Source organism: Nocardiopsis listeri NBRC 13360 (assembly GCF_001570765.1).
Classification (GTDB): Bacteria; Actinomycetota; Actinomycetes; order Streptosporangiales; family Streptosporangiaceae; genus Nocardiopsis; species Nocardiopsis listeri.
Genome location: NZ_BCSH01000006.1, coordinates 12,891 through 26,593, shown reverse-complemented (window position 1 = coordinate 26,593; position 13,703 = coordinate 12,891). Strand labels below are relative to the sequence as shown.

Sequence of the window (13,703 nt, the reverse complement as noted above, 5' to 3'; positions counted from 1 at the left end):
CTCCACCGAACGATCGGTATGGCCGAAGCGTCGTCCAACCGTCGACGCCGTCCGATCAACCGGTCAGCCGGTACCCCATGCCCCGCACCGTCACGATCCGCTCCGCGCCCACCTTGCGACGCAGCGCCCGCACGAACACGTCCACCACGTTCGACCCGGGGTCGTAGTCGTAGCCCCACACGTGCGACAGCATCTGCTGACGGGTCAGGACCTGCCCGGGGTGGCGCATGAGCAGCTCCAACAGGGCGAACTCGCGGGCGGTCAGGTCCACGGTCGACTCGTCCACCGACGCTCGTCGGGTGCGCAGGTCCAGGGACATCCCGCCCGCGCGCAGCACCGTCAGGTCCGCCGTGCGTTCGGTGCGCATCCGCAGCCGCACCCGGGCGAGCAGTTCCTCGAACCGGAACGGCTTGGTGACGTAGTCGTCCGCCCCGATCTCCAGTCCGGTCACGGTGTCGCGCACCCCGTCCCGCGCGGTCAGGATCACCACGGGGGTCTGCACACCCATCGACCGGATCCGGCGCAGCACGTCGAACCCGTCGGTGTCGGGCAACCCCAGGTCCAACAACATCAGGTCGAACCCGCCGGTGACGGCGTAGTCCACGGCCTCCCCGCCGGTACCCACCACGGTGGTGGTGAACCCGTTCGCGGTCAGGCCCTTGCGGACGAACGAGGCGATCCGCTCCTCGTCCTCGACGATGAGTACGCGACTCACGCGCGCTCCCTTCCCAAGGTTCTGTCGACCGGGAGGACCAGGGTGAACGTCGATCCTCGACCGGGTGTCGAACGCAGGTCGACCCTGCCGTGGTGCGCCTCGGCGATGGCGCGGACGATGGCCAGGCCCAGCCCGGCGCCGCCGTCGCCGCCCCGCGCGGTCCGCCCACCACGGGAGAACCGTTCGAAGATCCTGCCGTGGTCCTCGGCCGGGATCCCCGACCCCTCGTCGGACACCCACAGGCGAACGTCCGAACCCACCAAGGCGGAGCCGATCCGCACGGTGGACCCCGCGGGGCCGTATCGGACGGCGTTGGCGGCCAACTGCACCATCGCCTGCGTGACCCGCTGCGGGTCGAGTCGGGCCGTGCCATCGGCGATGGTCTCCAGCCGCCACGACCGGTCGCCCAACGGGCGTACCTTCGCGTCGATGTCGCTGGTCAGCTCGGCCAGCGAGACCGGCTCGGGGCGCACGAAGTCGGGCTGTTGCGCCTTGGCCAGCAACAGCAGGTCCTCCACGATCCGCCCCATGCGGTCGAGTTCGTCGGTGACCAGCCGGACGACCTCCTCGCGTTCCTCGGGGGAGTCGCCCATGAGTTCGAGGTGTCCGCGCACGATGGTGATGGGGGTGCGCAGTTCGTGGCCGGCGTCGTCGACGAACCGCCGCTGAGCGGTGAAGGCGCCCTCCAACCGGTCCAACATGCTGTTGAACTGTTCGGCCAGGGCGGCGATGTCGTCCCGGCCGGACACCTCGATCCGCTGGGTGAGGTCCTCCTCGCCGATCGCTGCGGCGGTTCGGCGCACCAGCCGGACCGGAGCGAGGATGCGTCCGGCCACCCACCAGGCGGCCGTGCTCGCGGCGAGCAGACCCAGCGTGCTCACCAGGGCGATGGTGCCCATGGTGGAGCCGGTGGCGGCGTGGTCCTCTTCGGTGAAGTAACCGATGACGAACCAACCGGCCGGGCCCTGGACGCCCTCCGGGGGCAGCGCGCGGACCTTCTCCCACTCGACCGGACCCGCCGGGGTGTCGAGTGCGCCGCGCGCGTCCGGGGACTCCAGGATCGCCGCGACGGACTCCGGGTCGGCGGAAAGGTCGTGCGGCGGGTCCTGGCCCTGCCGGATCCGCCCGGGTTCGGTCGTCGTCTCCCCTTCGCTCCCGGCGGCGCCCCCTCGTTGTCGGGGGGTCTCGGTGGTCTCGGTGGTCTCGCCCTCCTCGACCCAGCCGAAGAGGATCTCGGAGTCGTCGGGATGCTGCCGCTCCAGGTGGACCCGGATGAGGGCGCCCACGTCGGTGAAGGGTTCCCCGGTCAGCGGGTCGATGCCCACGGACGCGAACTCCTCGAACTCGCCGGTCTCCTGACTCAGCGCCCGATCCACGCGTTCGTCCACCCTCGCGGTCAGCGCGCTCCACGTGACGACGTTGACCATCAGGAGCACGGCGGCCATGAGCAGGACCACCCAGGCCATGATGAGGAGTCGTGCGGGAACGCGTCGACGGTGGGGGAGTTCCGGTTGGGGACCGCGCATCACCAGGGTCGGGAACACGAAGGTGCCTTCGGAACGGCCGGTGGAGCGCCGTTCGGCGGGGTCCTCGTGGTCGCCGGCGGTCGGTACCCGGACGGTGGTCGCGTCGGGTCCGTCCTCGGGATCAGTCGTCATCGTCATCGTCCCCGAACCGCTGGTCCTGGCACAGCTCCCACCAGTCGTCCCATTGGTCCTCGCCCCAGCTCTCGTGTCCGGAGCCCTCGTCGAGGCAGTCGAACGGGAAGCCGGTCGGCGCGGGGCCGGCGGACGGCTCGGCCTCCGGGCTCGTCTCGGTCGGCTCGCCCGACTCCTCGGTGACGGGTGGGGGAGGGGGGACCACGCCTTCGTCGGTGGGCTCGACGGTGGCGCCCTCGGGCGACTCACCGACCACCACCTCCGAGGCGGGTACCGGACCCGGAGAACGCAGGAAGAACGCCCATACCAGGGCGGCGGCCGTCACGAGGACGACCGTCAACGTCCCGGTGATCAGGGGCACCAGAGGTGATCTCATATCGACAGAGTGTCCTCGTCCCGCGGGAAGACAGGATGAAGCGAAGATGAAGAAGGCTTCATCCTCCCAGTTCGACCGGGCACGGAACAGGATCCCCATCACACCGAACGGGCCCCGCACGCGGTGGGGCCCGAGGGGAATCGAGGGTCTCAGTAGCGGCGGCCGCGCAGCTCCGCGACGAGGACGGCGGCCTGGGTACGGCGCTTGAGGTCCAACTTGGCCAGCAGCGCCGACACGTAGTTCTTCACGGTCTTCTCCGCCAGGTACAGCCGCTCGCCGATCTGCCGGTTGGTCATGCCCTCGCCGATGAGGTCGAGAATCTGCCGTTCCTGCGGGGTCAGCTCCGCCAGCGGGTCGGGCTCGGCCTGGGCACCGCGCAACCGCTCCAGCATCGCACCCGTGCTTCCGGAGTCCAGCAGGGAGCCGCCGGCGGCGACGGTGCGCACCGCGCCGACCAGGTCCGCGCCGTGGATCTGCTTGAGCACGTACCCGGCGGCCCCGGCCATGACGGCGTCGTACAGCGCGTCCTCGTCGGCGAAGGAGGTGAGCATCAGGCAGGCGATCTCGGGGTGGTCGGACCGGATCTCCCGGCAGACCTGGACCCCGGAACCACCGGGCAGCCGCACGTCCAACACCGCGACGTCGGGAAGCACCACGGGGATCCGTGCCAGTGCCTGTTCGGCGGTCCCGGCCTCACCGACGACGGTCATGTCGTCCTCGGTCTCGAGGAGGGCCGCCACGCCGCGCCGGACGACCTCGTGGTCATCGACGAGGAAGACCCTGATCTGTTTCCGAGCGTTCTCGGCTCCACCGATCGTCATCGGTCCTCCCTCTCCTCGCGTCCGCGTGCTCGCGACACCACTCCGAGGAAGACGTTAATACGTATATGGGGTTCATCGGGGGTCTTAAGCCATCGAAGTGGCCGGTCAAAAGTCCCAGAACCGGCCAAACGTGGTCCGAGTGCCGCGGGGGGTCGATCACGGGTGGTGCGGACGTGATCACGGTCGTGTCATGGTCACCGTATCGCCAATGCACACCCCCGGGGGCGATGGGCCCCCGGGGAACATGGGAACAGGAGTTCAGGGACGGCGCCCGGCCCACGGGCGGGCCAGTTCGAAGGCTCGGCACGCCCGCAGCACCCGGGGATCCGAGTGTCGTGGACCCACGATCTGGAGGCCGATCGGCAACCCCGAATCGCTGAACCCGCACGGCACGCTCGCCGCCGGCTGCTGGGTCATGTTGAACGGATAGCTGAAACCGGCCCAGGAGGTCCACCTTCGCCCGGACAGCTCGGGCGGCGACTCCAGTCCGGCCTCGAAGGCCACCATCGGCATGGTCGGCGTGAGCAACAGATCGTAGGTCTCGTGGAAGCGGCCCATACGAGCGCCCATGGCCATCCGCAGGGCCATCGCGGTCAGGTAGTCGTGCGCCGAGTAGGACAGTCCTTCCTCGATGATCTCGCGCAGTCCCGGGTCCTGAAGGTCACGCTCACGGTCGGTGAGCTTCTCGGTGGCCTTGGCCGCGCCCGAGTACCAGAGCACGTGGAACTCCGCCATGGAATCGGGCAGCTCCGGGTCGGCCTCCTCCACCTTGGCGCCGAGCCCCTCGAACACGCGCACCGCGTCGGCGACCGAGCGGGCCACCTCCGGGTCCACGTCCAACCCACCCAGGGTCGGGCTGTAGGCGATCCGCATCCCTCGGACCAGTTCGCGCGGGTCCTCTCCGCGTCCGGCCTCGGCCAGACCGGGAGCGGGGGGCGGCATCGCCATCCAGTCGCGGGAGTCGAAGCCGGAGATCACGTCCAGCATCAGCGCCATGTCGCCGACGGTGCGGGTCATCGGACCGGTGTGCGCCAGTGACCCGAACGGGCTCGCCGGGTAGTGCGGCACCAACCCCCACGTGGGCTTGATCCCGCAGACCCCGGTGAAGCTCGCCGGGATGCGGATGGACCCGCCCCCGTCGGTCCCCGTCGACAGTGGACCCATCCCCGCGGCGACCGCCGCCGCCGAGCCGCCGCTGGAGCCGCCCGGAGTGGTGGACAGGTCCCAGGGGTTACGGGTGATCCCGGTGAGCGGGTTGTCCGTGACCCCCTTCCACGCCAGTTCGGGGGTGGTGGTCTTGCCGACGAACACCGCCCCGTGCTCGCGCAGGCGTGCCGTGACCGGGGAGTCCTCCTCCCACGGGCCCTCCTGGGAAGAGGTCACCGACCCCTTCAGGGTGGGCCACCCCTTCGTCAGGTGGATGTCCTTGATGGAGGCGGGCACCCCGTCGAGCTTCCCGACCGGTTCGCCGCGCCGCCACCGTTCGGCCGAGGCGCGCGCGGCCTCGCGGGCCTCCTCGGGGCGCACCAGGCAGAACGCGTTGAGCGCCGGGTTGTCCTGCTCGATGCGTTCGAGCACGGAGTCGACGGCCTCCACCGGGGAGAGCTCCCCGGTGGAGTAGGCGCGCAGCAGTTGTTCGGCGGACAGGTCGGCCGGTGCGCTCGCACCGGAACGGGCGCGGGGGACCGCGGGGTCGGACCCGGGCGCGTTCCCCGCGGTGCCGACGGCCGGGTCGGCGGCCGTGCCCGTGTCTTCGGTCCCGGCCCGTTCGGAACGGATCGTCACTTCAGCCTCCCAAGTCACGCGAGGGGTCAGCCGGGTACGTAGCCCCGGTCCTTGTCCACGACGTTGCGCAGTTCCCGCCCGTCCAGGTAACGGGCGAGGTTGTCCAGGAACAGCTCGACCAGGTCATCGCGCCACCCGACCACGTCACCGGACATGTGCGGCGAGACGATGGACCCGGGCAGGCCCCACAGCGGGTTGATGGCCTTGAGCGGTTCCCGTTCGAAGACGTCCAGGGCCGAGCCGGCGATCGAACCCTCTTGGAGGGCGTTGACCAGGTCGGACTGGACGACGATGGGGCCACGGGCGATGTTGATCAGGCGCGCGGTGGGCTTCATGAGGTCGAGGAAGCGCCGGTCGACGAGGCCTCGGGTGGCGGCGGTGAGCGGCGCGGCGACGACCACGTAGTCGGCCTCGGGGAGGGCCTGGAACAACGTGGGGTCGTCGTCATCGGTGCGTTCCGCCAGGCTGGAGGCGACCACGTGACCGAAGTCGGGATCGCCGTCGCGGGCGTGGCTGCCGGAGGCGCGGACCTCCATCCCCACCGCGGCGAGCTTGCGCCCGATCGCTCGACCGATGGGGCCGGTACCGACGACCAGCGCGCGTTTGCCGGTGACGCGCTCGGTCTCGCGGTGCAGCCACCGGTGCCCGCGCTGTAGCTCCGACGTGCGGTGGAAGTCCTTGGCGAAGGCGATGACCAGGCCCAGCACGTATTCGGCGATGTGCTCGTCGAAGACCCCGCGCGAGTTGGTGACCACGGCGTCGCTCTCGACCAGCCCGGGGAACATCAGGTTGTCCACCCCGGTGGTGGCGGCGTGCACCCACCGCAGTCGGTCGGCCCTGGGCCAGGATCGGGCGAGCGCTTCGGTGAACAGGTCCCAGACCAGGAGCGCGTCGGCACCGGGAAGGGCGGCGGACAGCCCTTCGGCGTCGGTGTAGACGACCTCGCCCAACCCGGGGTGGTCGTCGAGACGTTCGTGCCCCGGTGGGAGGTCCTCGCCGTGGAGGACGAGCAGACGCGGTCGTTCGGGTGCGGAGACGGTGGTGGAGCCGGGAGGACGGTTCACTGGCACGAGCTTTCCGGTAGCGACTGGTGATGCGGTGCCGTCGAGGTGCTGGTTTCGCCCTGCACCGGAAACGCTAAGGAGCCCACATAGGATTGTCAACAATCCACAAAAGGGCTGTTCTTGGGCAAAAGCACACCTTGCACCCGCGTCGGCACTGGCGGGATACCCGTTCGTCTCGGGTCTATTGCCTGACTCCGGAGATTGATCGTAGGATTGTCGACAATCAATGGCATCGTGACATCAGCGGCCCGAACGGCCCCTCGGGTCGGTCTCCCAGGACTCATGTAGGCCCCGCCGAAGGGAACCCACTTGCCCAGGTACATGACCGTCACGCTCACCCGACGCGGGGTCTCCTGCGTCGCCGAACTCCTCGACAAGGAAGCGCCCCGCACATGTGAAGCGGTGTGGAACGCCCTCCCGCAGGGCGACGCCGTCCAACACGCCAAGTACGCGCGCAACGAGGTCTACACGATGGTGCCGCGGTTCGCCGACCCCGAACCCGGACAGGAGAACCCCACCGTCACCCCGATCCCCGGTGACCTCGTCTACTTCTCCTTCGACTCCGGCATGCTCGACCGCTCCTTCAAGGAGGACAAGGGCATCGATCACCTGCCGGGGGTCATCGACCTGGCCCTCTTCTACGGCCGGAACAACCTGCTGCTCAACGGAGACGTGGGATGGGTCCCCGGCAACGTGTTCGCCACCGTGGTGGAGAACCTGCCCGCCATGGCCGAGGCCTGCAACGACGTCTGGCGCTCCGGCAGCGTCGGTGAACGCCTCCTGTACGAACGGCTCGACCGCTGAACGGCGGCCACAGGACCCACGGCGGCCTCGACACCCACCGCGTACCGAGGCCCGTGCCGGCACATCCGGAACACCGCACACGGCTGGACAGAGCACGTCAACGGGAGGTGAGTGACCGATGAGAACCGAGGGAACCGGACCGGAGCCCCGACCCGGCACCGAGCACACGAACTCGACGGGTTCGGCGCGGCGGCCCGGGCCCGAGACCGACCGGGAAGCGACCGGACGGGCGCCCGACCGGGAGTCCGGGCAGGCGAACGGCCCGAAGGTCGTCGAACTGTCGGCCGCCACCACGACCCCCTGGCAGGCCGGGGTCGGCGTGCTAGCCCCCTACGACTTCGCGCTCGACCGCGAACTGTGGCGATGGACGCCCGACGACGTGTCCTTGCACGTCACCCGCCTGCCCTACGTCCACGTTCCGGTGACGGTCGACCAGGCCGCGGCCCTCAGCAAGGGCAAGGCGGTGACCCGCGCCGTCAAGGCGCTCATGGCACCCGAACCCCTGGCCGTCGGCTACGCCTGTGCCTCGGGCAGCTTCGTGCACGGGGCCGAGGGCGAACGCGGACTCCACCGCACCATGCTGGCGGCCGGAGCCCCAAGGGCGGCCACCACATCGGGCGCCCTGATCGAGGCGCTCAAGGCCCTCGGCACCGACCGGATCGCGGTGGTCACCCCGTACGTGGACAGCGTGACCGACCGACTCCTGGACTACCTCGCCGAACACGGCGTCGGCGTCACCTCGAGCATCGGACTCGGCCTGCTCAGCCACATCTGGAAGGTCACCTACGCCGAGGTCGCCCACGCCGTGCACGAGGCGGACCACCCCGACGCCCAGGCCGTCTACATCAGCTGCACCAACGTCCTCACCTACGACATCATCGCGCCCTTGGAGCGCGAACTGGGTAAACCCGTCATAGCGGCCAACCAGGTCACCATGTGGGCGGTCATGAACGCGGCCGGCCGCCGCGCCGTCGCACGCGGACAGAGCCTGATCGACGTGGCCGCGCCCAGCGCCGCCTGACGGCACCCACCGACCACCGACCACCGGCCACGGAGAGCGCCTCGACCCAGAGGAGAGACATGACCCGCGTCGGATTCCTGTATCCCGGCCACAGCGCCGAAGACGACTACCCGGCCTTCGCCGACCTGCTCGATGACGTCGAACTACCTCTCGTGCACACGCTCATGCGCGAGGACGCCCACCGTGTGGACGCCCTCATGGACGTGGGCAGTGAAGGCGTGCTCGCCAAGGGGGCGCAGGAGCTCGCCGCCCTGGAGGTCGATGCCGCGGTCTGGGCCTGTACCAGCGGTAGCTTCGTGTTCGGCTGGCAAGGGGCACAACGCCAGGTCCAAGGGGTGCGCGACGTCGTGGGCGTGCCCACGTCCAGCACCTCCTTCGCGTTCGTGCACGCCCTGCGCCAGTTGGGAGTATCAAGGGTCGCCATCGCCGCGACCTACCCCGACGACGTCGGTCAACGGTTCGTGGACTTCCTCGACGACGCGGGTGTCTCGGTGGTGTCCCTGGCCAGCCACGGCATCCCCACCGCCGCCGAGGTGGGGCGACTGGAACCCGACGACGTGGTCGACTACGTCATCACCAACGACCACCCGAGGTCGGAGGTGGTCCTGGTGCCGGACACCGCTCTGCACAGCGCCGACCTCATCGACCCCATGGAGGCACTCCTGGGCAAGACGGTGCTCACCGCCAACCAGGTGAGCGTCTGGGAGGGGCTTCGGTTGGTGGGGCGGTGCGGTGCGCGCAACGGGCCCGGCAACCTGTTCCGAACGGGTGCCTCCACTGTCAGGGACCCGTTCGTCGCCCGTTAACCTCGGGGGCCGGCACATGTCCGGTTCGTCCGCCTGAGTCCGGCCCCCGTGTTCGTGGTCGAGGTGTCGACCGCCCGTCAGGAATCCGAATCGAGTCCCGAGAAGGGAAGACCACATGTCATCCCCTGGTCAGCTCAGACCCGTCCCACGGCGCTCCACCGCCGAGCTGATCGCCGACCAACTGCGCTCGGCGATCATGTACGGCTCCCTCTCCCCGGGGGACCAGCTGGGCGAGGCCGAACTCGCCGGGCGCCTGGGGGTGAGCCGGGGACCGCTCCGCGAAGCGATGCAGCGTCTGGTTCAGGAGGGTCTGCTCCGCAGTGAACGGCACAGGGGCCTGTTCGTGTGCGAGTTGACCCCCACGGACGTGCGGGACATCTACGTCGCCCGACTCGCGGTGGAACGTGCCGCGTGCGAGCTGATCATGAGGGGCAACCGGGGCGAGGCCCTGGCCCGCCTCACCCCCGCCGTCGACCGGTTGGCGCAGGCCGCGGCCAAGGGGGACCGCGAGGAGATGAGCGACGCCGACCAGGAATTCCACCGGGCCCTGGTCAGCTGCTCGGGCAACTCCCGATTGGAGCGCATGGCGCAGACACTGCTGGTGGAGACCCGTATGTGCCTGACGGTGATGCAGGACGTCTACCCGGAACCGGAGGAACTCCTAGAGGAGCACCGGCGGATCCTGGACACGATCGTCGAGGGCGAGGAGGAACGTCTGCTCGCCCTGATCGAGTCGCACATGATCGACACCGTCGAACGGATCAACGCCGAGGGCGGCAACGGACCCGGGGACGACGAGGAACTTCCCGAGTCCACCACGAAGGACTGAACGGGCCGGAGAACGGCCGAAGGAGCCGGGTGTCGCGACGTGCGGTACCCGGCCCCTCGCCGTGGCGGTGATGGGAAGCCGCGCTCCTTCCGGGTCGGCCGCGAAAAGGGCCGCCGTGCTCCGAAGCGCGGCGGCCCATGCCCGAGTGTTCGACCGGGTTCGACTAGGAAAGCCCGCCGATCCCGACGTACTTCATGTCGAGGAACTCGTCGATACCGACCCGGCCACCTTCGCGTCCCAGGCCGGAGTGCTTCACCCCGCCGAACGGGGCCGCCGGGTTGGAGACCACACCCTGGTTCAGGCCGACCATGCCGGTCTCCAGGGCCTCACTGACCCGGAACGCACGGTTCAGGTCCCGCGTGTACAGGTAGCTGACCAGGCCGTACTCGGTGTCGTTGGCGGCGTGGAGCACTTCCTCCTCGGTGTCGAAGGGCATCACCGGGGCCACCGGGCCGAAGATCTCGGTGGTGGACAGCTCCGCCGCGAACGGCACGTTCGCCAGCACCGTCGGCTGGTAGAAGTGCCCGGGACCCTCCCCGGGGCCGCCGCCCACCAGTACGTTCGCCCCACGTTCGACGGCGTCGTCGACCAGGTCCTGCACCTTCCGCCGAGCCTTCTCGTCGATCAGCGGACCCACGTCCACGTTGTCCTCCACCCCACGGCCCGACCGGAGCGCGCCCATGCGCTCGCTGAGCCGGGCCGAGAACTCCTCCGCGATTCCCGACTGGGCGTAGATCCGGTTGGCCGCCGTGCACGCCTCCCCGATGTTGCGCATCTTGGCGAGCATCGCACCGTCCACGGCCGCGTCCAGGTCGGCGTCGTCGAAGACGATGAAGGGCGCGTTGCCGCCCAGCTCCATGGAGGTGCGCAGTACCTGGCCGGCGCTCTGCTCCAGCAGCTTGCGGCCCACCGCCGTCGATCCCGTGAACGACACCTTGCGGATCCGGCCGTCGGTGAGCAGGGGTTCGGTGAGCCCGCCCGCGTCCGTGGTGGGCAGGACGCTCAGGACCCCTTCCGGCAGACCCGCCTCGGTGAGGATGTCGGCCAGGGCCAGCGCCGACAGAGGGGTCTGCTGGGCCGGCTTGAGGATCATCGTGCACCCCGCCGCGATGGCCGGCCCGATCTTGCGGGTTCCCATCGCCATGGGGAAGTTCCAAGGGGTGATGAGCATGCAGGGGCCGACCGGCTGTCGCATGACGAGGAATCGCGACTTACCGTCCGGTGAGATGGAGAAACCACCCTCGACCCGCACGGCCTCCTCGGAGAACCAGCGGAAGAACTCGGCGGCGTAGGCGATCTCGCCGCGTGCCTCCGCGAGTGGCTTGCCCATCTCTAGGGTCATCAGAACCGCCAAGTCCTCCTGGCGCTCCATCAGCAGTTGGTAGCTCCGGTACAGGATCTCGCCGCGCTCCCGGGGCGAGGTCTTGGCCCACTCCGGCTGGACACGCGTCGCGACGTCCAATGCTTCGAGGCCGTCCTCCTTACCCGCGTCGGCGACATCGCACAGAACCTTGCGGGTGGAAGGGTCCTCCACGGGGAATGTGGACCCCGTGGACGCCTCACGCCACTTCCCCCCGAGGAAGAGCATCTTGTTCACCTGTGCGACGACCCGTGCTTCCCGATCCGACATGTCTTGCTCCTCAGTCGACTTGTGGTCAGAGAACTGCCCGGCGTGCGTCCGCTGGACACCGCCGCGTCCCGGATGTTTCCATAGCAGTGTCGATTGTCAACAATCCTACGGAACCCGATACAAGGAATTGAGGCCATCGCATGGCGGAGCTTTCCCCGGTCCTCAAGCAGGCGACCCCGGTCGTCGCCGCACGAGGTGAGGGTGTCTACATCTACGACGAGGACGACCGCCGTTTCCTGGACTTCACGGCCGGGATCGGTGTGACCAGCACCGGACACTGCCACCCCAAGGTGGTCGCCGCCGCCCAGGAACAGGTCGCGACCCTGATCCACGGCCAGTACACCACCGTTATGCATCGTCCCCTGCTGCGACTCACCGAACGCCTCGGCGAGGTCCTGCCCGAGGGCGTCGATCGGCTGTTCTACGTCAACTCCGGCAGTGAGGCGGTCGAAGCGGCCCTGCGCCTGGCCCGCCAGGCCACCGGACGCCAGAACGCCGTCGTCTTCCAGGGCTCCTTCCACGGGCGCACCATGGGCGCCGCCTCCCTGACCACCTCCGGCACCAAGATCCGCGCGGGCATCGGGCCGCTCGTCCCCGGTGTCGTGGTAACGCCCTTCCCGTACGCCTACCGGCTGGGCATGTCCGAGGCCGACGCCGTCGCCTACGCCCTGCGCGAGCTCGACTACCAGTTCGCCACGGTCACCTCGCCCAAGGACACCGCGGCGGTGTTCATCGAACCGGTCCTCGGAGAGGGCGGCTACGTTCCCGTCCCGGACGCGTTCCTCCAAGGCCTGCGCGAGCGCGCCGACCAGCACGGGTTCCTGCTGGTCCTGGACGAGGTGCAGACCGGTTTCGGCCGCACCGGAACGTTCTGGGGGCACGAGCCCTCCGGCGTTCGCCCGGACATCGTCATCACGGCCAAGGGGCTCGCCAGCGGGTTCCCGCTCTCCGCCATCGCCGCTTCCAGCGCGATCATGGACAAGGCCTGGCCGGGATCCCAGGGCGGGACCTACGGCGGCAACGCCGTCGCCTGCGCCGGTGCCCTGGCCACCCTGGACGTCATCCAGGAAGAGGGGCTGGTGGAGAACGCCGCCCGCCAGGGCGAGCGCCTCCAGCAAGGTCTGGCCAAGATCGCCGAGGCCAACCCGGCCATCGGCGACGTGCGGGGTCGCGGCCTGATGCAGGCCTGCGAGTTCGTGAAGGCCGATGGTTCACCCGACGGGGAGACCGCCCAGCGTGCCCAGCAGGCCGCCGCCCAGAACGGTCTGCTTCTGCTGACCTGCGGCCCGGCCGGCAACGTCGTCCGGTTCATCCCGGCGCTGATCGTCGACGGCGACCAGGTCGACACCGCCCTCGAACTGTGGGCGGCCTCCGTGGAGGAAGCGGTCTGACCTGCCCGGACGCCGCCGGCCCACCGGCGGCGTCCGCATGGCCCGCGTCACACCGATAATTGGAGCGAACCCACTCCCATGGCGTGATAGAGTCGGAGACGTCGCAAGGGAGAGCGCAGCTCGAACAAGCGACACACAACTGAAAACCTGCACTCGTAGCTCAATGGATAGAGCATCTGACTACGGATCAGAAGGTTGGGGGTTCGAATCCTCCCGAGTGCGCCACCTTGAGACAGTGGAGCGACCGCCGGGTATGTGCAAGCAGCCCGGCGGTCGCTTTTGTGCTGCCTTGAACCCGCAGCCGCCCGAACTGCGCAAGCAGCCCGGGCGGCTTCTTTTGTGGCGCATCGAACCCACAGCCGTCCGGATCGTGGGATCGGCTCGGGTGGTTTCTTCGGTGCCACCGGAACTTCTCGCCTACTCCTGCGGCTTCTCCGTCGTTCTGTTCCGGGCGTTCATTCGTAGGGTCACGAGCAGCGCGATACCGGCCGCGATCAGGGCGATGGCCCACGAACCCACCGGGGCCAAGGCCGTTTCGCACCCGCTCAGCCCGATGGTGGTCTGGTGGGGCAGGTCCTCGCTGTTGAACGATCCGAAGCCGGCATATCCACGAGGCATGGGGAAGGACCACCAGCCCGCTCCGCAGGGGCCGGTGGGGACCAGTCCGAGTGCACCACCAGCGGCGATCAGGGCGGTGGCCACGGTGCGGATGATCTGGACGGGGGACATGGTTCTCCTCGATGCCGGGGGACGCCGGGTAGGACGCTCCCATGCCCTCTTCGGTTGCCGTTGGCTCGGAAGGC

At 69.3% G+C, this 13,703-nt stretch carries 13 protein-coding genes and 1 tRNA gene; 6 read left to right on the top strand and 8 right to left on the bottom strand.

Annotated features, from left to right (window positions below):
• Positions 1-55: 55 nt before the first annotated feature.
• The 6 genes from NLI01S_RS01850 to NLI01S_RS01825 all read right to left on the bottom strand — a co-directional run bounded on the left by NLI01S_RS01850 (position 56) and on the right by NLI01S_RS01825 (position 6,419).
• A complete protein-coding gene (locus NLI01S_RS01850) occupies positions 56-715 on the bottom strand; it encodes a response regulator transcription factor (protein WP_067598092.1) in 660 nt (219 codons plus the stop codon).
• Complete coding sequence (locus NLI01S_RS01845; protein ID WP_067598089.1) at positions 712-2,373, bottom strand: sensor histidine kinase; 1,662 nt, start codon at positions 2,371-2,373, stop codon at positions 712-714. Before NLI01S_RS01845 ends, NLI01S_RS01850 begins: the two co-directional genes overlap by 4 nt.
• Positions 2,363-2,749, bottom strand: coding sequence for a hypothetical protein (locus NLI01S_RS01840; RefSeq protein ID WP_223809066.1), 387 nt, complete (start codon positions 2,747-2,749; stop codon positions 2,363-2,365). Before NLI01S_RS01840 ends, NLI01S_RS01845 begins: the two co-directional genes overlap by 11 nt.
• 149 nt (positions 2,750-2,898) lie before the next feature.
• Complete coding sequence (locus tag NLI01S_RS01835; protein WP_067598083.1) at positions 2,899-3,570, bottom strand: response regulator; 672 nt, start codon at positions 3,568-3,570, stop codon at positions 2,899-2,901.
• A gap of 258 nt (positions 3,571-3,828) precedes the next feature.
• The gene (locus NLI01S_RS01830) at positions 3,829-5,355 is read right to left on the bottom strand and encodes an amidase (protein WP_067598080.1); all 1,527 of its coding nucleotides are present in this window, start codon (positions 5,353-5,355) and stop codon (positions 3,829-3,831) included.
• Between the two features lie 26 nt (positions 5,356-5,381).
• Positions 5,382-6,419, bottom strand: a complete 1,038-nt coding sequence (locus tag NLI01S_RS01825; RefSeq protein ID WP_067598077.1) for a D-2-hydroxyacid dehydrogenase — start codon at positions 6,417-6,419, stop codon at positions 5,382-5,384.
• A 321-nt stretch (positions 6,420-6,740) separates the two neighbouring features.
• Here NLI01S_RS01825 and NLI01S_RS01820 point away from each other — a divergent pair, with 321 nt between their 5' ends.
• The 4 genes from NLI01S_RS01820 to NLI01S_RS01805 all read left to right on the top strand — a co-directional run bounded on the left by NLI01S_RS01820 (position 6,741) and on the right by NLI01S_RS01805 (position 9,879).
• The gene (locus NLI01S_RS01820; RefSeq protein WP_067598074.1) at positions 6,741-7,223 is read left to right on the top strand and encodes a DUF3830 family protein; all 483 of its coding nucleotides are present in this window, start codon (positions 6,741-6,743) and stop codon (positions 7,221-7,223) included.
• A 118-nt stretch (positions 7,224-7,341) separates the two neighbouring features.
• Positions 7,342-8,244: a maleate cis-trans isomerase family protein gene (locus NLI01S_RS01815; RefSeq protein ID WP_190318333.1), complete on the top strand. Its 903-nt coding sequence runs from the start codon at positions 7,342-7,344 to the stop codon at positions 8,242-8,244.
• A 59-nt stretch (positions 8,245-8,303) separates the two neighbouring features.
• Positions 8,304-9,050: a maleate cis-trans isomerase family protein gene (locus NLI01S_RS01810; RefSeq protein ID WP_067598070.1), complete on the top strand. Its 747-nt coding sequence runs from the start codon at positions 8,304-8,306 to the stop codon at positions 9,048-9,050.
• A 115-nt stretch (positions 9,051-9,165) separates the two neighbouring features.
• On the top strand, positions 9,166-9,879 hold the full coding sequence (locus NLI01S_RS01805; RefSeq protein WP_067598066.1) for a GntR family transcriptional regulator: 714 nt from the start codon (positions 9,166-9,168) through the stop codon (positions 9,877-9,879).
• A gap of 163 nt (positions 9,880-10,042) precedes the next feature.
• On the opposite strand, the gene NLI01S_RS01800 is transcribed toward NLI01S_RS01805, so the two are convergent.
• A complete protein-coding gene (locus NLI01S_RS01800; RefSeq protein WP_067598063.1) occupies positions 10,043-11,509 on the bottom strand; it encodes an NAD-dependent succinate-semialdehyde dehydrogenase in 1,467 nt (488 codons plus the stop codon).
• A 140-nt stretch (positions 11,510-11,649) separates the two neighbouring features.
• On the opposite strand from NLI01S_RS01800, the gene NLI01S_RS01795 reads away from it, so the two are divergent.
• Both NLI01S_RS01795 and NLI01S_RS01790 read left to right on the top strand, forming a co-directional pair.
• Positions 11,650-12,900 carry an aspartate aminotransferase family protein gene (locus NLI01S_RS01795; RefSeq protein ID WP_067598060.1) on the top strand — a complete coding sequence of 417 codons (1,251 nt, stop codon included), beginning with the start codon at positions 11,650-11,652 and terminating at the stop codon, positions 12,898-12,900.
• A 149-nt stretch (positions 12,901-13,049) separates the two neighbouring features.
• Positions 13,050-13,125, top strand: a tRNA-Arg gene (locus tag NLI01S_RS01790).
• Positions 13,126-13,317: 192 nt separating this feature from the next.
• On the opposite strand, the gene NLI01S_RS01785 is transcribed toward NLI01S_RS01790, so the two are convergent.
• Positions 13,318-13,629 carry a hypothetical protein gene (locus tag NLI01S_RS01785; protein WP_067598057.1) on the bottom strand — a complete coding sequence of 104 codons (312 nt, stop codon included), beginning with the start codon at positions 13,627-13,629 and terminating at the stop codon, positions 13,318-13,320.
• Positions 13,630-13,703 lie beyond the last annotated feature (74 nt).

Excerpts from the sequence above, each read along its gene's own strand:
- NLI01S_RS01845 (WP_067598089.1), bottom strand. The coding sequence starts at position 2,373 with ATGACGACTGATCCCGAGGACGGACCCGACGCGACCACCGTCCGGGTA.
- NLI01S_RS01840 (WP_223809066.1), bottom strand. The coding sequence starts at position 2,749 with ATGAGATCACCTCTGGTGCCCCTGATCACCGGGACGTTGACGGTCGTC.
- NLI01S_RS01835 (WP_067598083.1), bottom strand. The coding sequence starts at position 3,570 with ATGACGATCGGTGGAGCCGAGAACGCTCGGAAACAGATCAGGGTCTTC.
- NLI01S_RS01820 (WP_067598074.1), top strand. The coding sequence starts at position 6,741 with ATGACCGTCACGCTCACCCGACGCGGGGTCTCCTGCGTCGCCGAACTC.
- NLI01S_RS01815 (WP_190318333.1), top strand. The coding sequence starts at position 7,342 with ATGAGAACCGAGGGAACCGGACCGGAGCCCCGACCCGGCACCGAGCAC.
- NLI01S_RS01810 (WP_067598070.1), top strand. The coding sequence starts at position 8,304 with ATGACCCGCGTCGGATTCCTGTATCCCGGCCACAGCGCCGAAGACGAC.
- NLI01S_RS01805 (WP_067598066.1), top strand. The coding sequence starts at position 9,166 with ATGTCATCCCCTGGTCAGCTCAGACCCGTCCCACGGCGCTCCACCGCC.
- NLI01S_RS01800 (WP_067598063.1), bottom strand. The coding sequence starts at position 11,509 with ATGTCGGATCGGGAAGCACGGGTCGTCGCACAGGTGAACAAGATGCTC.
- NLI01S_RS01795 (WP_067598060.1), top strand. The coding sequence starts at position 11,650 with ATGGCGGAGCTTTCCCCGGTCCTCAAGCAGGCGACCCCGGTCGTCGCC.
- NLI01S_RS01785 (WP_067598057.1), bottom strand. The coding sequence starts at position 13,629 with ATGTCCCCCGTCCAGATCATCCGCACCGTGGCCACCGCCCTGATCGCC.